We start from the raw sequence: 17,388 nt of genomic DNA, 5'->3' as shown, positions 1-17,388 counted from the left end.
CGTCTAGCCAAGTGATACGACGCAACGAAAGGTCTGCCTTGCAGATTTCAGATCATCTGCACGAGACAGGTTCTGCCCTACGATTATCTGAGATTGCCCAGGAAAATCGGAAGTGAAGCTAGCTGCTCAACGCTGCCAAGAAGAGCGCGTGTGTCTTGTCGATGAGTGTTTTCCGAGTTTCTGGTTGTTCCAGAACAAGCGCGTGCTTGGCGTTCTCAATTCGCACGACCGAACCATCGGGCCATTCAGCCATACGAGTTTCGATTGGCTCAAAGTCAACGATTTCATCCTGGTCGCCCCAAAAGGCGATGCAGGGAAGGGGAGGGGAGGGCAGTTTCGAAAGATGCCGGCATTCAATGAGGCTCTGCAGAAGCCATTTCATGCTGGACCCGCCGGTCTGCAAGCTCAGTTCAGCACGTGCTTGTCTGACCCAATAGTCGTAGCCGTCAGGATCAGAGGTAATCCGGTTGCCCTCAAACGGGTGGTATGAAGCGTAGTTCCTCTCATCATGGCCTGGAATGTACACGTGCCCTTTTCCCACGCGGCAAGCAATCCATGCGACTGGAATAGCGATGAGGCTCTGAATCAGAGACATCTTGATACGCCACATGGGCGCGGAGAACGCACATGCTTTCACGTCCAGACCTTCGATCGCAGCTCGTAGACCGATGCATGCCCCCATGGAATTCCCAAACAGGAACCATGGCTTCGGTAAATCAAGCGCCTTTGCTGCAGCGACCATCGCCCTAACGTCGTTCTGATAGTCTGCATAGCTATTCACGTGTATCGTTTTCGGGTCTTCTGTCAGACGATCAGACAGCCCATGCCCGCGCCAATCGATCGTGAGGATGGAGTAGCCGTGGGCACGAAAGTCACGCGCTGTTCGGCCTTGAAGCTCAATGTACTCAGTGCGACCGGGGAACATCAGAACCGTTCCCGCGCCGGAGCCTTCTGTCTTCCACTTCGCCAATCTGAGGCGCACGCCATCATCCGCGTTCACCCAAAATGCGGCCCCGTCGTCTGGACCATCCGCAATCTCAGAAAAGAAGGGCGCGGCGTCCATCAACCGAGATCCCTGATAGCTGATGAAAAGTTCTTGCTCATATCTTGTTTTCTCCTGCCTGAAATCGAGTTGTCGAAATGATACTGTAAATGCCTATCGCCAAGCTACCGATCAGAAGGATCGAGAACCCCGTGAACCGGCCGATCAACCAAAAATTGGCGACGAGTAGGGCAATGACAATGCTCCAATTGAACCATTCAGCCTTCAATTCGTCCAACCTATTTGAATTCGTCAGTAAAGCCGCGTTGGACTGATCGACGTCTGCGCTGAGCAACGCGCGAAGTGCCCAATGGACCTGAGACAAGCACACAAAGAAGACAAATACTGGAATGAACATAACAAAGAAACTGGTGATGGAAGCGGAAGGGCTCTTGTCAAACCAATTCCAGCCATCGTTGGTGAGCCCAAATAGCGTGCGCGCGTCTTTAAGCAGCCACCCTGCGAGGTTTTCAGCATCTGTCATAAGGTAGGTTGCGACCAGTTTTATGGCAGTCGACGCTATGAGCATCAAGATCGCGCAGCGATAGATACCCTGCATGATTGTTCGAGCGGAACTCATCGCCTCATAGTACTGAGGCGGGCTGTAATAAGGTGCCGAGCGACCGCAAACGTCCTTGAAATCGGTTACAACTATGTAGAGCAGCAAGAGCCCCGTGAAGCAGCACCAATAGCTGATACCCGACGTGAAGTTGGCGATCAGTGAGAGGTACTTAGCAAAAGGAATGGACATGACATCCGGTCGTTCAATTGCAATCAGCAGCCAATCAACAACGCGTTGCCCGACATCGTTCTCCCGGAGCGGCGTCAGATAGGCACCATACCATTGAAGGAAGAAAATGATGAACAAGCTGGCGAGAAACAAGGCCTGAAACGTGAATGCAAAGTCGTTGCGTCTTTGTCGCCAACCAGTGTCGAGCTCAGGATCAACTTGTTCGGAGACGAGCATTCCTCTGCTTTGATCACGCCATCGGGTGACAGTGTTTGAAACGACAATCATCAGCAATGGAACCAGGACCAAATCGTCAATGTACCAGTTTGGCGACCAAAATAGTCCAACTTGTTTGTTTACGCCTTCAGCTGGGCTGCAAACCACGTCGTGGACACCCGTGAGGTAAGCGACAAACAAGAGCATCGAAACAAACACCCAAAGAGCTACGATCAGATTGAAAGGGCCGCTGCCACGAAACGCACGCTCTGAAAGTTCCGCGAAGGTCAGCCTGGCCACAAAATTGCCATGTAGCGCCTTTGCCTGTTCGCTCTTGGCTTCTGTGGACGCAGCGCGTCGCCTCTTTTCACGCCTTTCAGATGCCAGTCTCTCTCGAGCGGCGTTCAGCTCCGCTTGCCACTGAGCCGTTGCTTCGGGGTCATCGCACCCGAATATGCGCGCTAGCCAGCGTATGTTCTCATTGCTGATGCCGTTATAATTATCTTGAAACCAAACCTGCACAGCTCGCACCTCGATACCCTTCTCGTTGGCCTCAAAAGAAGAAATGGCATCAGTCAGTTTCTCAGGCGTCCAAGGTCCGTCAGGAAACCCCTCGGCATCTACAGGGCGTCCTGCGCCAGCTGCTGCTAAACGAGCGAAAAGCTGCTTAAAACTGTCAGCTTCTTTCTGCGGTGCAACGAAATACTTATTGTTTTTTATCAATGTATTAAACTGCCATTTTGCGTTGTTTTGCGCCTCTTTGCGTTTTCTGTCGTGCATTCACAGCATTTGTAAACACAACTTGAACGTGAGGCACCTAGATGCCGATGACCGAACCAAGTGACGGATTCTGATGATCATCGCTGGCTCGAACTAAGAGGAAGAATTATGACTGCAGCTGCCAAACCTCATCTGACACCTGCCGTACTAGTCAAAATCAGACACGTAGTACCAAAAAATCATTCTGAGTCTCGGGTACCCAAAGCAGAGTTGGACCGAATACATGCACGGGCCGTTAAGCGGATCTTTGACACAGCGTCAGGAGAGCTCGTCGGTTGGCTTTACGAATGGAACACTGGAGAAACTGTGCCCCGATGGAAGTCGAAGGTGCATAGCAACGTGTACTACGAATGATCCCCGTTCATTTAAAACTAGAAAAATGCACGAGCGCTAGGCGTTTCGACCCAACCGCTGTTTCTTTGGGTCGAACCAATTTTGTTCTAGGCGCAGTTTAGATTGGGGCTTCTCGATGTTAAACGTCGAACGTGAGCAAGGGACATTCTAAGGCGAGTTTCCGCCAATTGACTATCAAGAATTTCAACTTCCTTGTAGTTGATCGGGTTGCTACGTCACAGAAAATCTGCGCGCAGACATGGGTTCAATTTGGACAGTCTGTGCTACGATGCCGGCTGACAAGAAGAGCGACTACCTAGCTTCGCGCTTTGCTTTGGCGAACCGAAACCGGGCATTCGCTGCGTCCCATTCGAATAGGCAAGATGCGGGACATTCCAGACTTTGACGCTTTCTTTGTTAACGGCTGCTTCCAGAGTTTGGCGGCCACGCGTTTGTTAAGTGCTGCATTGAACAGCGGTACCATACCATCGAGGAAAACCACGGTCTCGGACCCTTAGACCGTGGTTTTTCTAACTGCATCGACGAATCTTTTGACGGTGTCTGAATTTCCCGATTTGCGAAATGCAACGTATAGGTCAATGAGGTTTTCACATGGCTCAAATGGGACGAAGGAAACACCTAAGGGGGCGATATTCCGGACCCAAGCAGGTGCCAATGCGATTCCGAGGCCCTGAGCTACAAACTGCAACATTGTGGACTTATCAATAATCTCACAGACAATGTTGGGCTGCGCGCCTATTCGGCGAAAGCCGCTCCATAATGCTTCGTGCAAGATTGGGCGTGCGTGTTTGGGGTAGCCCACGATCGGTTGGTCGACGATATCGGACGCCGATAGAGACACAGAGCTTGAAAGAGGGTTTGTATCCGCAAGAACCACCAAAACCGGCTGCCGGTGAAGCAGTTCACTGGTGATGAAATCGTCTTGCTGCGGCGTTCTGACAAAGGCCACATCGGTGCGATGGCCAATCAACTCTTGCGAATGTTGTTCAGAAGATGAGGTTTCCAGTACCTGCACGTGAACCTTCGGGTCCGTCCTGCGAAAAGCTAGCAGAGCTTTGGGCAGCAGCATCGAAATCGCCTCATCTACCCCGCTCACACGGATGTGGCGTAGGTCAGACTCGGCGGTGTGGCGAACATTTGAGACCGCCCTTTCGATATCGGCAAGTATCCTTTTGGCATCCTGGACGAACTCTGACCCAGCTTGGGTCAGGCTGACCTGCCGTGTCGTTCTGAAAAACAGTCGCGCACCAAGTTCATGTTCCAACGCAGAGACCCGTTCAGAAAGAGCCGATTGGCTTAGCCCCAAACGTTCGCCTGCTCGCCGGAAGTGAAGTTCTTCCGCCACGGCGACGAAGCATTCCAGCTGTCTGATATCCAATCTGTGTTCCCTTATTGGTCTATTTGATGACGCTGACCCGCATCTGGCTTTTCAATCCCGCCTCATAGTCTCGGATCGCACCTGCATGTTCTAACGAGTCTAGCGTATCATCGCGACCTCGGATCAGCGCTGTTTGTGTCGCGGCGTCCATCTCGAATGGCGCGCGAATGTCACCAGCTGTGATCGTGCGGCCACTTAGGTCGATTGTTATCTCGGCACCGTTGCCTGCGGCCTGCAAAAGCAAGTCCCGCGTCTCCGGCGAGACAATCGGCAATGCCAAACCGTTTTTGCGGGCATTGTCGTAGAAAATACCGGCGAAACTTGTGCCGATGCAGGCATCAATCCCAAGTTGGCGCATACCCCAGACAGCATGTTCGCGACTGGACCCACAGCCGAAATTGTCGCCGACAACCAAAATATTGGCCTGCGTCCAAGGTGCTTTGTTCAAGATAAAGTCTGGGCGAGGACCCCCAGCATTGTCAAAGCGCAAATCGGCGAATGTGCCATCCGCCAATCCTTCGCGGGTGATCGTGATCAGAAACCGCTTGGGCATGATCACATCAGTATCGACATTGGCCAGCGGCAAAGGTGCTGCGATCCCTTTGATCATCTTTTTCATCTGTTGGTCTTTCATTTGAAATCTCGCACATCTGCCAGATGCCCCGCGACAGAAGCCGCCGCGACCATTGCAGGTGACATAAGGTGCGTGCGTGCGCCGCGACCCTGTCGGCCTTCGAAATTTCGGTTGGTGGATGATGCGACGCGTTCACCATCCATGGCGATGTCGTCGTTCATTGCAAGGCACATGGAACAGCCCGCCTCGGGTCGCCATTCAAAACCTGCAGCCTCAAAGATCGCGCGCAGGCCTTCGGCTTCGGCTTTGATCCGTGTCATGGCAGAGCCGGGCACGACGATGGCTTCGACGCCCACCGCGACCTTCCTACCTTCGAGTATCTTGGCCGCCTCGCGCAGGTCTTCAATCCGGCTGTTGGTGCAAGAACCGATAAAGGCCGTGTCGATTGCGATCGACTGGGCTGACTGCCCCTCGGTTAGCCCCATGTAATTCAACGACCGCGCCAAAGCGGCCTTGGCTTTCGGCGAGACATAGTCGGACGCGACCGGCACATGTGCAGTGATCGGCACCGATTGATCCGGGCTGGTGCCCCATGTGACCAGCGGTTCGATATCGCCCCCTGCTATTGCGACCTCATTGTCAAAGACGGCCTCGGGGTCGCTGTGCCAACTCTCCCCGTAGAACGCAAACCGACCGCTATGAGAGTGGCCTTGCAATGCCGCTTCGGTGACCTCATCCGCTGCGATCAAAGCCGCACGCGCGCCTAACTCAACCGCCATATTGCAAACGGTCATGCGTCCGGCCATGTCGAGGTGGCGAACGGCGGAACCTGCAAACTCCACCGCAAATCCATTGGCCCCGCCAGCGCCCACGACTTGCACGACTTTCATGATGATGTCTTTCGCCGTCACGCCGGGTGCGGTTTCGCCGTCGATCAAAACGCGCATCGTTTTCATACGTTTGTAGCGTAGCGTTTGGGTTGCCAGAACATGTTCCACTTCCGAGGTGCCGATGCCAAACCCCAGCGCGCCGTATGCGCCATAGGTTGTCGTGTGGCTGTCACCGCAGGCAATTAACATGCCGGGTATGACCAACCCCTGTTCGGGAACCACGACGTGTTCAATGCCCTGTCGCGGGTCGCCCAGACCATAAAAAGCGATGTCGTGCTTGGTGCAATTGGATTCCAGATTGTCGATTAGGAGCTTGGAAGCCTTATCATGCGGTTCATTGCTGCGGGTTGCGTTCACATGATCGACCACGGCAAGATGCGCCTCGGTCCGCCAAACGTCCAAGCCCTTTGCGTCGAGCCCCGAGAAGGCTTGCGGGCTGGTGTATTCATTCATGATGTGGAAATCGACATAGATCAGCATGTCGCCATCTGGCAGATCGCACACCTTATGGGCGTCGACCAGTTTGTCATAAAGTGTCCGGCTCATGCGGTTGCCTTTGCGTGAATTGGGTTGCGGGCAAAGAAATCCGACATGCGCGCAGCTATGTCATCCGGGATTTCTTCGGCCATGTAATGTGTGGTGTCGAGCGCTTCGCCCTCAGCCCTTTCAGCCCGCTGTCGCCATAGGGCAAGCGCGTCAAAGCACGTCTCAATCACGCCACGTTTCGCCCAAAGGGTCAAAACGGGCATGCGAAGTTTGCGGCCCTGATCCGCATCATCATGTGCGATGTCGATCGTGGCGGCGGCCCGATAGTCTTCACAGCTTGCATGAATAGCGTCGGGGTCTGCGAAGGCACTTAGGTATTCTGCCAAAGCTTCAGGTGAAAACGGATTATCGCCGCGTGCCTGATTGAAGCATTTCAGTTTCCAGAACCCTTCAGGATCTGCACCGATCATGCGTTCAGGTAGCGGGCTAGGCTGTGTCAGAAAGAACCAGTGCCAGTATGCCTGTGCGAATCCGGCGCTTGTCCCGGCATACATTTCACGGGTCGGAGCGATGTCGAGCAATGCCATGGCTGAGACGCGGTCAGGATGGTCCAGACCCAACCGATGCGCGACCCGCGCACCGCGATCATGGGCACCAACAAGAAACCGCTCGTGGCCCAAGCGCCGCATGACAGCGACGATGTCGTTCGCCATAGCCCGCTTTGCATAAGGCGCGTGTGCTGCATCGGACGCTGGCTTGTCAGACCGACCGTAGCCGCGCAGATCAGGGCAAATAACCTGAAACGTACGGGCCAGAATGGGGGCCACACCGTGCCACATGGCGGACGTCTGCGGATACCCATGCAATAGAACAAGCGGCGGCGCACCGACAGGTCCTGCGCGGCGGAGGAACAGGGTCGCACCATCGCCTACGATACGCTCTTCCACGAAGTCCTTGAACATTTCGATCCCCCTGAGGACATGAATTTTTATCCACTATCTCAGATTAAATCAAAAGGTTTAATCGGCAAAACTGATCAGTAATGCCGACTAATCCTCATGTGAAACCTCGATAGTCTTTAACGACATTTGCAGCATCGCATGGTGCCGCGAACCGGATCAGAGGAGGATACCATGAAATTTCTGCTAACCACTGCACTATCCCTGACATTGGCGACAAGTGCTTCGTCGGCTTTCGCGGCTTGCGACGAAGGCGAGATCGTCATCAAGTTCAGCCACGTCACGAACACAGACAAGCACCCCAAGGGCATCGCGGCCACTTTGCTGGCCGAGCGCGTCAACACCGAGATGGACGGAACAGCCTGTATGGAGGTTTTTCCGAACTCCACCCTTTATGATGACAACAAGGTGCTAGAGGCGCTACTGCAGGGTGACGTTCAACTCGCCGCACCGTCGCTGTCAAAGTTTGAAAAATTCACCAAGCAATTCCGTATTTTCGACCTGCCTTTCATGTTTGAAGACATCGAGGCTGTTGATGCGTTTCAAGCATCTGAGGCTGGGCAGGCACTGCTAGACAGCATGCAGAACCGAGGTCTTCAGGGTCTGACCTTCTGGCACAATGGCATGAAGCAAATGTCCGCCAATGTTCCTTTAATGTCACCAGCAGACGCTGACGGGCTCAAGTTCCGCGTGATGTCATCCGACGTTCTTGTCGCGCAGATGGAAGCGATCGGTGGCGCGCCGCAAAAGATGGCCTTCTCAGAGGTCTATGGCGCACTTCAACAAGGCGTTGTCGACGGCCAAGAGAACGTTTGGTCCAACATCTATGGCAAAAAGTTCTTCGAGGTTCAGGATGGCATTACCGAAACCAACCACGGTGTTATCGACTATTTGGTCGTGACGAATGTCGATTGGCTTGAAGGCTTGGATGCCGATGTCCGTGACCAATTCTTGACGATCTTGGATGAAGTCACAGAGCTTCGAAACGCAGAGTCCTTTGCGGTGAACCAGGCCAATCGTCAGGCCATCATCGATGCCGGTGGCGAGGTGCGCACCCTCACAGCAGAAGAACGTTTGGCGTGGGTCAATGCGATGAAACCGGTTTGGGAGCAATTCTCTGACGACGTCGGCCAAGACATGATCGACGCGGCACAGTCGTTCAACGGCGGCACCTAAATCAGAAGTAGCCGAGGGCGGTTGATCTGCCCTCGGCACGCAAAGGGAGGTCCGACATGGATCACACGAGATCGTTCATTGATCGGATAGAAGAGACCCTAATTGCGGGCATCCTTGGCGTGATGACATTAATCACATTCGCCAATGTCGTCATGCGATACGGCTTCAATCGGAATATTCTTTGGGCGTTGGAGCTGACCGTCTTTTTGTTCGGTTGGCTCGTTCTTCTCGGTGCATCCTATGCGGTCAAGAAAGGCGCGCATTTGGGCGTCGACATCGTCATCAATGCACTGACACCAAAACCACGTCGCATGATGGGGCTGGCTGCGGTTGCCGTCTGTATCGCTTTTAGCTTTCTAATGTTGAAAGGCGCATGGGACTACTGGGCCAACTTCGCGAACCTTCCTGGCACCGATGGGCGCTGGTTCCCGCTTGGGTTTGAGGAGAGCTTCCGCGGCAAGGGATGGTACGAGGTCAATGACATCCCGCATCCCGCTGTTTTGGGCTGGATGGAAACCGTGTTCAACGACGGCCAAAGCTACGAAAAAATCCCCCGCCTGCTGCCCTACGTTGTTCTGCCATTATCAATGGCGCTGTTACTTTTGCGCTTTGTCCAAGCTGGCTGGGCGCTTTGGTCTGGCAAAACCGACCGCGTTGTGGCCAGCCACGAGGTTGAAGACGAAATTCAAGAAATCCGCGAACAGAGGCAGGGAGAAAGCTAATGGAAGTCGCACTTCTCTTTTCAATGGTCATCGGCCTCATGCTGATCGGTGTTCCGATTGCCATTTCGCTTGGCATGTCATCGGTTCTTTTTCTGTTGGTCTATTCAGACAGCTCACTGGCATCAGTGGCACAAACCCTATTCAGCGCGTTTGAGGGGCACTATACCCTGCTCGCTATCCCGTTCTTTATATTAGCGTCTTCCTTCATGACGACAGGCGGCGTTGCCCAACGGATCATTCGGTTCTCAATTGCCTGTGTCGGGCACCTGCCCGGTGGGCTGGCAATTGCTGGCGTTTTCGCCTGTATGCTGTTTGCGGCTCTTTCAGGATCTTCGCCTGCGACTGTTGTGGCAATCGGAACCATCGTGATCGGAGGTATGCGACAGGTCGGGTATACCAAAGACTTTGCCGCAGGCGTCATCTGTACAGCAGGGACATTGGGTATCTTGATCCCACCGTCCATCGTGATGGTGGTCTATGCTGCGTCGGTTGAGGTTTCAGTCGGTCGTATGTTTCTGGCTGGGGTCATCCCCGGATTGCTAGCCGGTTTCATGCTGATGACGACCATTTATGTCATCGCAAGAATTAAGAATTTGCCCAAGGGTGAGTGGCAGGGTTGGGGCGAAATCGTTGCCTCTGGCCGTGAGGCGGGCTGGGGACTTTTCCTGATCGTCATCATCCTTGGCGGCATCTACGGGGGCATTTTTACCCCAACCGAAGCGGCCGCAGTCGCCGCAGTCTATGCGTTCTTCATCGCGACGTTCGTCTACAAGGATATGGGGCCACTCGCAGATAGACAGCCACGTAGTCTTTCCGCTGCAGCGGTGAACGAAACCCCCGGCAGCATTCCGTTGCGGAGCCGCCCATGGGCCATCGTGACCGCGTTTTTCCATCCAGATACACAACGCACTTTGTTCGATGCCGGCAAGCTGACAGTCACGTTGCTGTTCGTGATCGCAAACGCGCTTATCTTGAAGCACGTTCTAACAGACGAACAAATCCCACAACATATCGCCAATGCGATGCTTTCTGCGGGCTTCGGGCCGGTTATGTTCTTGATAGTCGTCAACATCATCCTGTTGATCGGCGGCCAGTTCATGGAACCGTCGGGACTGCTGGTGATCGTAGCGCCACTGGTGTTCCCAATCGCGATCGAGCTTGGCATTGATCCGATCCATCTCGGCATCATCATGGTCGTCAATATGGAGATCGGTATGATTACACCTCCGGTTGGACTGAACCTCTTTGTTACCTCCGGTGTCGCCGGTATGCCAATGATGAGCGTAGTGCGTGCGGCACTACCATTCCTCGCGGTGCTCTTTGTTTTCTTGATCCTGGTGACCTATGTGCCGTGGATTTCGACCATACTGCCAAATACGTTCATGGGGCCAGAAATCATCACGAACTAGATGTAGCAATGCGAGCAAAAAACGGCGGTGTCAGTTTTGGCATCGCCGCTTTTCTTCTAACTTTTGCGAAACCGAACTTTCCGTCTTCGCCAAGCGAAGCAGCCATTCATACAAGTTGCAGCATTGGTCAATATGGGCTCGTTGCTGGCATTCGCCGCACAAAGCGCGAAGGTCCGCAAATGGCCTTCATGATAGGGCAGGGGGGAATGCTTACCTCGGATTCGCGTAAGCGCGCTTATGTGAAGTTTAATGCTCTCGCCTCTAGTTTGATCTCAAAGGGCAGGAGGCTGATCACTCTCAATTTGGCCAGTCGTGAAATATGCAGTGGATAACTGCTCCGAGCCCATTGTGTGAATCCGGTTTCCAAGCTGCAAGCACGACTCGATCTGTGCTGCCATGCACCGGAAGAACCGGACATTCGAGTTTTCAACAGCGAAACTTGATCGGTGAGCTCGCGCTTCGCGGACAAGTCACATTCCATTAGCGCTTTGACCCGTTTGTAAGAATTGTCAATTCCTTGCAAAATACATCGGTCCACCCAGATGCCGGGGGAAACCGTATCCGTTCACGAATACGACATCGATGTCACCTGGTTTGTCGGCGATACCTTCTTGCAGAATTTTTTGCCCCTCAATCGACAACGCCTGCATGCAACGCCGAGCGATCTCTTCTGGGGGGATATCGCGCTGCGTTATGTCGAATTCAGAGGCAACCTGCGCAACCAACTTAGACACCAGATCGTCGGTCTCAGGCTTCGAAGCAACGTAGCGATAGAAACCCGTCTTGGACTTACGCCCCTTGCGATCCATTTCAACAAGACGATCATGCACCTGAAAGGCGTATGGATGGATGGCGTCGACGGGTAGTGATTTGCGCATCAGATATCCGATGTCGATGCCCGACAGATCAAGGGTCTGAAATGGACCCATCGCCATCCCGAATTGCCGCAGTGCAGAATCTACAATCTCCGGCTTGCCGGTTTCCAAAAGCAGCAGCCCGGCTTCGCGCTGGTAGGACTGATACATTCGGTTGCCGATAAATCCGTGACAAACACCCGCAATGACGGCTGTCTTACCAAGCTTTTTCATCTCAGATGTCAGGGTGGCAATAACCTGATCGTCGCTTTTGTCGGTGCGTACAATCTCGACCAGTTTCATCACATGTGCCGGGCTGAAGAAATGCAATCCGACAATCCGGTTGGGGCATTTGGTCGAAGCGGCCAGGTCGTTGATGTCTAGATACGATGTATTGGTCGCTAGAATTGCGTCTGATCGGCAAACATCATCCAGTTGCGCAAATATCTTTTTCTTGATCGACAGGTTTTCGACTGCTGCCTCAATTACCAAATCGGTGTCGGCCAAGTCATCGTAGTCCGTCGTCAGGAAAATTCGTTCCAGAATGGCCTCTGCGTCCGCATCCGAAAGTTTACCACGCAGAACACTTTGGGCGATATTATCTTTGATACGCCCAAGCCCGGCTTCGGCGGCTTCTTTTGTGATTTCGACCAATGTGACCGGGATATTCCTGCCTGCAAAAAACAAGGCGATCCCAGCCCCCATGGTTCCGGCCCCAATCACTGCAACCCGTTCGATCCGGCCGGCAGATTTCAAATCGATACCGGCGACCTTGGTGCTGGCGCGTTCGGCAAAGAAGATGTGGCGGAGCGCAGCGGCCTGCGGGCTGCCGCGCAATTCAAGAAACAGTTTGCGCTCGATCGCCATGCCTTCGTCGAACGGCAATTGAGTGGCGGCCTCGATTGCAGTCACAGCCGCAAGCGGTGCGTTCTGACCCGGTTTGCGTTTCCCGAGCATTGTGCGAGTGGTCTCAAATATCGATGCGCTTTCTGATCCCGGCATTGCCATGTCGAGCCTGCGAGATGCAGGGTCAGTGCCCGCAATTTCGGTAGCAAAGGCTATCGCCTCGGTTTCCAGATCGCCGATGATTTTGTCGATAAGGCCGATTTTCAGTGCTTTCGCCGCATTCACCGGACGTCCCCCGACTGCAATGTCCAGCGCCGACTGGACACCAACCAAGCGCGGCAACCGCTGCGTCCCCCCGGCACCCGGAATAACGCCAAGCGTAACTTCTGGCAGGCCGAACCGTGCCCGCTCAACGGCGATCCGCCATGCACAGCCCAACGCGATTTCCAGACCTCCGCCAAGTGCCTGACCATGAATGGCAGCGACAATAGGTTTGGGGCAGGTTTCTATTTCAGAAATTAATTCAGGTAGATGCGGCGGGATTGGTGGGGCACCGAATTCCTTCACATCCGCGCCCGCCATAAACGTACGCCCTTCGCAAATCAGGACAGCAGCCTTGCATTCTGGCGTGTCTGCAAATGTCTGGACGGCCTCAAGCATTCCCTGACGAACCGCCTGTGATATCGCATTAACAGGCGGGTTGCAGATCCTTATGATCGCAATTGCACCTTGTGTTTCAAAGCGAACTTCAGTCATCGCAAAACCGCCCGTCATTTGTTGTGGAAGATGTCAAACAGTAGACTTGATCTCAGCGATAATAAAATACGAATAATGAATATCATTCATCACTTTTTTCTATCACATGGCTCATGACCATCCGATATTAAAAAGCGATGAAAAGCAGAGTTAAATCGTATTTTCTTTTGCATACTTGCTATGACTAAACTGGGTTCGAGAATGTTCAAGCAGCGAGGCTAGACCAAGATGAACCTAGGATATCTGGTAGCACGCAGTGCGCGCTATTGGCGCGATCGTATTGCGCTTAAAGACGAGAACGGCGTGAAAACCTATTCGGAGCTGGATGAGCGAAGCAATCGCCTTGCCAACTTGTTGTCTGCAAAAGGGCTGACAAAGGGCGATCGTGTCGCGGTCCTTGCTTGGAACCGTAATGAGCTGGTCGAGGTACAGGTGGCCTTGCTGAAAGGTGGTTTTACCCGTGTCCCGATCAACGCGCGGCTTTCAGCATCTGAAGTCACGCATATTTGCAAGGATTCTGGTGTAAAGATCTTGCTGGCAGATGCAGCGCATGGCACAGCAGCAAATCAAGCCAGCGCCGAGGACCCCAACCTTGAGATTTTGATTTTCGGCTCAGATGATAGCGAAACTAGCTATGAAACTGCGTTGGCGGCGGCATCAGACACACCGGTCTGTGTGGATGTCGCACTGTCCGATGTAGCTGTCCATCACTATACATCCGGGTCTTCGGGGGTTCTGAAGGCTGCCATGCAGACTGTCGGCAACCGCCACGCATTGATGCGCAAAATGGCGTTCCGTTCACGACTTAGCCCTGATCAGCATGAAATCTTTCTGCATGTGGGGCCGATCACCCATGCCTCGGGCATGTCTATTTTGGCGCTCTTGTCGATGGGACATTCGAACATTCTTCTGAGCAGATTTGACGTGGATAGCTATCTGACCGCCGTCGAGACTGAAAAGGCCACGCAAACCTATCTGGTGCCGACAATGATCAACCGGATCGTCTCGACCGACACCCGCCACGATTACGATCTGTCCAGCCTGCGTATGGTGCGATACGGTGCCGCCCCAATCTCGCCGACCCGGCTAAAAGAAGCGATCGATTTCTTCGGTCCCATTCTCAACCAAGGTTATGGCGGTGGCGAGACGTGCTCTTCCGTCACCATGTTGACTGAAGCAGATCACAAACGGGCTGTTGGCGATAAGCCGGAGCTGCTGTCGTCCTGTGGGCGTCCGATGTTCGACACTATTGTGAGAATTGTCGACGACAATGGTGTCGAAACCCCGATTGGCGAGCGCGGCGAGCTGGTGATTTCGGGCCCCGATGTCATGGCGGGCTATTGGAACGCACCAGACCTGACTGCGGAAGCAATAAAAGATAGCGTCTATCATACCGGTGACATCGCCTACGCCGATGACGAAGGTTATATTTTTATCGTTGATCGCAAGAAGGACATGATCGTTTCGGGTGGCTTCAATGTTTACCCCAACGAGGTCGAGCACGCGCTTTATGAGCACCCCGGTGTTTTTGAAGCCTGCGTTGTTGGTGCGCCGGACCCGGATATGGGCGAGATGGTTGCCGCTGTCGTCGTGCGTCGTCCCGGCGCGTCCGTCACGGAAGAGGAACTGGCAAACCATTGCGCGACAGTCCTTGGAAAATTCAAGAAACCGGGGATCGTGAGTTTTGTCGATGAACTGCCAAAAAACGACGCAGGCAAGGTTTTGCGTCGTGTCTTACGTGATGGATACTGGAAGGAGGCGGATCGCAAGGTCTGATTGATAATGGCTCTACTCAAAGCAAATGATGGCATTGCACCCGAAGCTTTCAGCACGCTGCGCAAGAAAGTTCATGACTATCTCTACGACGAACTGATTCCGATGGAAAAGGAACAGGGCCTTACCCACGAGACCCGCTTTGAAAGGGCACAGCTGGAGCAAGGGTGGAGGCGCTCATATGAGTTGGGAATTTACGGCGCGAACCTACCGCTAGAACATGGGGGGATGGGCCTTTCGATCGATCAGCTTTGCACGCTGAAAACGGACTGCACGCGTTCGAACGCGGCTTTGTATGGGTGTGTGTTGGGTGAAAATGGCGGCCCGATGCGGATCGGCTACATCGTAAATTCCGCCACTGCCGAACAGATGGAGGAGTTTTTCCGACCCGTGGCGCGCGGGGAGCGTGCCGGTTGTTTCGCGATGACGGAACCTCAGGCAGGCTCGGATGCGATGCGTATCAAGACCAGCGCCGTCAAGGATGGCGACGACTATATTATTAATGGTCACAAGCAGTTCATCACTGCATCGCGCACTGCCGACTTCGCGATTATTCTAACCGTCACTGATCCCGACGCCGGTGCAAATGGCGTCACGGCCTTTCTGGTTGATGCCGCGTCTGAGGGCTACGAAATCCGTGGGCATTATCTTCCGATGTCGGGTCAGCATATCGACAACGACATTCACCTAACCAATGTCAGGGTTCCGGCGCGCAACATCCTTGGCGGGCTTGGCAACGGCTTCAAGTTGGGAATGGAGCGCATCAACATCAACCGATTGCTGCAATGCCCGACCATGTTGGGTCACGCAGAATTCGCTCTGGATCAGGCGATCGACTATGCGCATCGCCGGGTGCAATTTGGTAAACCGATTGCCGAATTTCAGGCAATTCAACATATGCTGGCCGACATGAAGACAGCGAATTACGCGGCTCATGCGATGATCCACGAGGCCGCGGCCAAGGCAGACCGAGGCGAAGACATTCGCTCTGAAGCCTCAATGTGCAAGGTGTTCATTGCCGAAAATAGCTTTCAAGTGGCCGATAAGGCGATCCAGATCCACGGCTCGATCGGCATGACCCAAAGCCACCCGGTCGAGTGGGTGTTCCGACGCCTACGCATGTTCCGAATTCTGACCGGATCATCTGAAATCCAGCGGAACACCATCGGCAAAGGCATCAGCAAGAACTGGCGCAAAGCTAATCCGGACCAAGTGGAGGGCCAGCAGTGACCGAAGCCTATATCTGCGACGCCATCCGCACGCCAATCGGCCGCTATGGCGGCGCGCTTTCGTCGATTCGTACCGATGATCTCGGCGCCTTGCCCCTCAGGGCGCTTATGGAACGAAACCCTGATGTCGATTGGGATGCTGTGGACGATGTGATTTTCGGCTGTGCCAATCAAGCAGGCGAAGACAACCGCAACGTAGCGCGCATGTCGGCCTTGCTGGCGGGATTGCCTGACCGGGTATCTGGCAGCACAGTTAACCGGTTGTGTGGATCCGGCATCGATGCCGTAGGAACTGCGGCACGGGCAATCAAGTCCGGCGACTGCGATCTGATGATTGCGGGCGGTGTCGAAAGTATGAGCCGATCACCCTTTGTGATGCCCAAAGCAGAAAAGGCCTTTTCAAGATCGGCCGAGATCTTTGACACCACAATTGGCTGGCGGTTCGTCAACAAGTTGATGAAGGCGCAATACGGCGTAGATTCAATGCCTGAAACCGCAGAAAACGTGGCTGAGGATTTCGGTATCTCGCGGGAAGATCAGGATGCCTTTGCTTTGCGCTCACAGCAACGGGCGGCGGCTGCACAATCCGGCGAGATTTTTGCGGAGGAAATCGTTGCGGTTTCCGTGCCGCAGCGGCGCGGCGACCCGATGCGATTGGATCAAGATGAACATCTGCGTCCACAAACGACCGCCGAGGCATTGGGCAAATTAGTCGCGCCGTTCCGGGAAGGCGGCAGTGTGACAGCCGGCAATGCATCAGGCGTAAATGATGGTGCGGCAGCAATCATCGTGGCCAGCGAGGCTGCAGTGAAAAGGCACGGGCTGACACCACGCGCGCGTGTGCTTGGTGTGGCCGCTGCAGGCGTCGCCCCACGCATCATGGGCTTTGGTCCGGCCCCGGCCACCGAAAAGCTGTTGGCGCGACTGGGTTTGAATATCGGGCAGGTTGATGTGATCGAGCTGAACGAAGCCTTCGCAGCCCAAGGGCTTGCCGTGACCCGTGCACTTGGGTTGGCAGATGACGCAGAGCATGTAAATCCGAACGGCGGCGCGATTGCTCTTGGTCACCCTCTGGGTATGTCCGGGGCCCGGCTTGTCCAAACCGCAACGCAGCAATTGCACTTTTCGGGTGGCAAAATCGCGCTGTGTACCATGTGCATTGGCGTCGGTCAGGGCATCGCAATTGCGCTGGAGCGTGTTTGAGATTGAGTTAT

13 protein-coding genes are annotated in these 17,388 nt (G+C 54.1%); 6 read left to right on the top strand and 7 right to left on the bottom strand.

Annotation, left to right across the window (positions count from 1 at the left end; all coding sequences use genetic code 11):
• Nucleotides 1–118: 118 nt before the first annotated feature.
• From DHN10_RS18725 to DHN10_RS18700, 6 genes are all read right to left on the bottom strand, one after another.
• Entirely contained in the window at nucleotides 119–1,063 is a 945-nt protein-coding gene (locus tag DHN10_RS18725) for an alpha/beta hydrolase (protein WP_108816876.1), read from the bottom strand.
• Between the two features lie 37 nt (nucleotides 1,064–1,100).
• Nucleotides 1,101–2,768, bottom strand: coding sequence for an RcgA family putative transporter (locus tag DHN10_RS18720; RefSeq protein WP_108816875.1), 1,668 nt, complete (start codon nucleotides 2,766–2,768; stop codon nucleotides 1,101–1,103).
• Nucleotides 2,769–3,615: 847 nt separating this feature from the next.
• Nucleotides 3,616–4,500, bottom strand: coding sequence for a LysR family transcriptional regulator (locus DHN10_RS18715; protein WP_108816874.1), 885 nt, complete (start codon nucleotides 4,498–4,500; stop codon nucleotides 3,616–3,618).
• A 19-nt stretch (nucleotides 4,501–4,519) separates the two neighbouring features.
• The gene (gene leuD / locus DHN10_RS18710) at nucleotides 4,520–5,119 is read right to left on the bottom strand and encodes a 3-isopropylmalate dehydratase small subunit (protein ID WP_234417196.1); all 600 of its coding nucleotides are present in this window, start codon (nucleotides 5,117–5,119) and stop codon (nucleotides 4,520–4,522) included.
• A gap of 11 nt (nucleotides 5,120–5,130) precedes the next feature.
• Complete coding sequence (leuC, locus tag DHN10_RS18705; RefSeq protein WP_108816872.1) at nucleotides 5,131–6,510, bottom strand: 3-isopropylmalate dehydratase large subunit; 1,380 nt, start codon at nucleotides 6,508–6,510, stop codon at nucleotides 5,131–5,133.
• Nucleotides 6,507–7,412 (bottom strand): alpha/beta fold hydrolase, encoded by a 906-nt coding sequence (locus tag DHN10_RS18700; RefSeq protein WP_108816871.1) that lies wholly within the window; start codon nucleotides 7,410–7,412, stop codon nucleotides 6,507–6,509. The genes leuC and DHN10_RS18700 overlap by 4 nt, the downstream gene beginning before the upstream one ends.
• A 171-nt stretch (nucleotides 7,413–7,583) precedes the next feature.
• On the opposite strand from DHN10_RS18700, the gene DHN10_RS18695 reads away from it, so the two are divergent.
• From DHN10_RS18695 to DHN10_RS18685, 3 genes are read left to right on the top strand one after another with little or no spacing between them, the layout of a single operon-like run.
• Nucleotides 7,584–8,585 (top strand): DctP family TRAP transporter solute-binding subunit, encoded by a 1,002-nt coding sequence (locus DHN10_RS18695; RefSeq protein WP_108816905.1) that lies wholly within the window; start codon nucleotides 7,584–7,586, stop codon nucleotides 8,583–8,585.
• Between the two features lie 56 nt (nucleotides 8,586–8,641).
• Entirely contained in the window at nucleotides 8,642–9,307 is a 666-nt protein-coding gene (locus DHN10_RS18690) for a TRAP transporter small permease (RefSeq protein ID WP_108816870.1), read from the top strand.
• Complete coding sequence (locus DHN10_RS18685; protein ID WP_108816869.1) at nucleotides 9,307–10,716, top strand: TRAP transporter large permease; 1,410 nt, start codon at nucleotides 9,307–9,309, stop codon at nucleotides 10,714–10,716. The genes DHN10_RS18690 and DHN10_RS18685 overlap by 1 nt, the downstream gene beginning before the upstream one ends.
• A gap of 509 nt (nucleotides 10,717–11,225) precedes the next feature.
• Here DHN10_RS18685 and DHN10_RS18675 read toward each other — a convergent pair.
• Nucleotides 11,226–13,172 carry a 3-hydroxyacyl-CoA dehydrogenase NAD-binding domain-containing protein gene (locus tag DHN10_RS18675; RefSeq protein WP_159087083.1) on the bottom strand — a complete coding sequence of 649 codons (1,947 nt, stop codon included), beginning with the start codon at nucleotides 13,170–13,172 and terminating at the stop codon, nucleotides 11,226–11,228.
• A 228-nt stretch (nucleotides 13,173–13,400) separates the two neighbouring features.
• Here DHN10_RS18675 and DHN10_RS18670 point away from each other — a divergent pair, with 228 nt between their 5' ends.
• From DHN10_RS18670 to pcaF, 3 genes are read left to right on the top strand one after another with little or no spacing between them, the layout of a single operon-like run.
• Complete coding sequence (locus DHN10_RS18670; RefSeq protein ID WP_108816866.1) at nucleotides 13,401–14,948, top strand: class I adenylate-forming enzyme family protein; 1,548 nt, start codon at nucleotides 13,401–13,403, stop codon at nucleotides 14,946–14,948.
• A 6-nt stretch (nucleotides 14,949–14,954) separates the two neighbouring features.
• Nucleotides 14,955–16,175 carry an acyl-CoA dehydrogenase family protein gene (locus DHN10_RS18665; RefSeq protein WP_108816865.1) on the top strand — a complete coding sequence of 407 codons (1,221 nt, stop codon included), beginning with the start codon at nucleotides 14,955–14,957 and terminating at the stop codon, nucleotides 16,173–16,175.
• A complete protein-coding gene (gene pcaF / locus DHN10_RS18660) occupies nucleotides 16,172–17,377 on the top strand; it encodes a 3-oxoadipyl-CoA thiolase (RefSeq protein WP_108816864.1) in 1,206 nt (401 codons plus the stop codon). The genes DHN10_RS18665 and pcaF overlap by 4 nt, the downstream gene beginning before the upstream one ends.
• The last annotated feature ends 11 nt before the right edge of the window (nucleotides 17,378–17,388 follow it).

Source organism: Loktanella sp. Alg231-35 (assembly GCF_900143545.1).
In the GTDB taxonomy this organism is placed as follows: domain Bacteria; phylum Pseudomonadota; class Alphaproteobacteria; order Rhodobacterales; family Rhodobacteraceae; genus Yoonia.
Note: the sequence above shows the minus strand (reverse complement) of the source record. Positions and strands in the feature narration are given on the sequence as shown.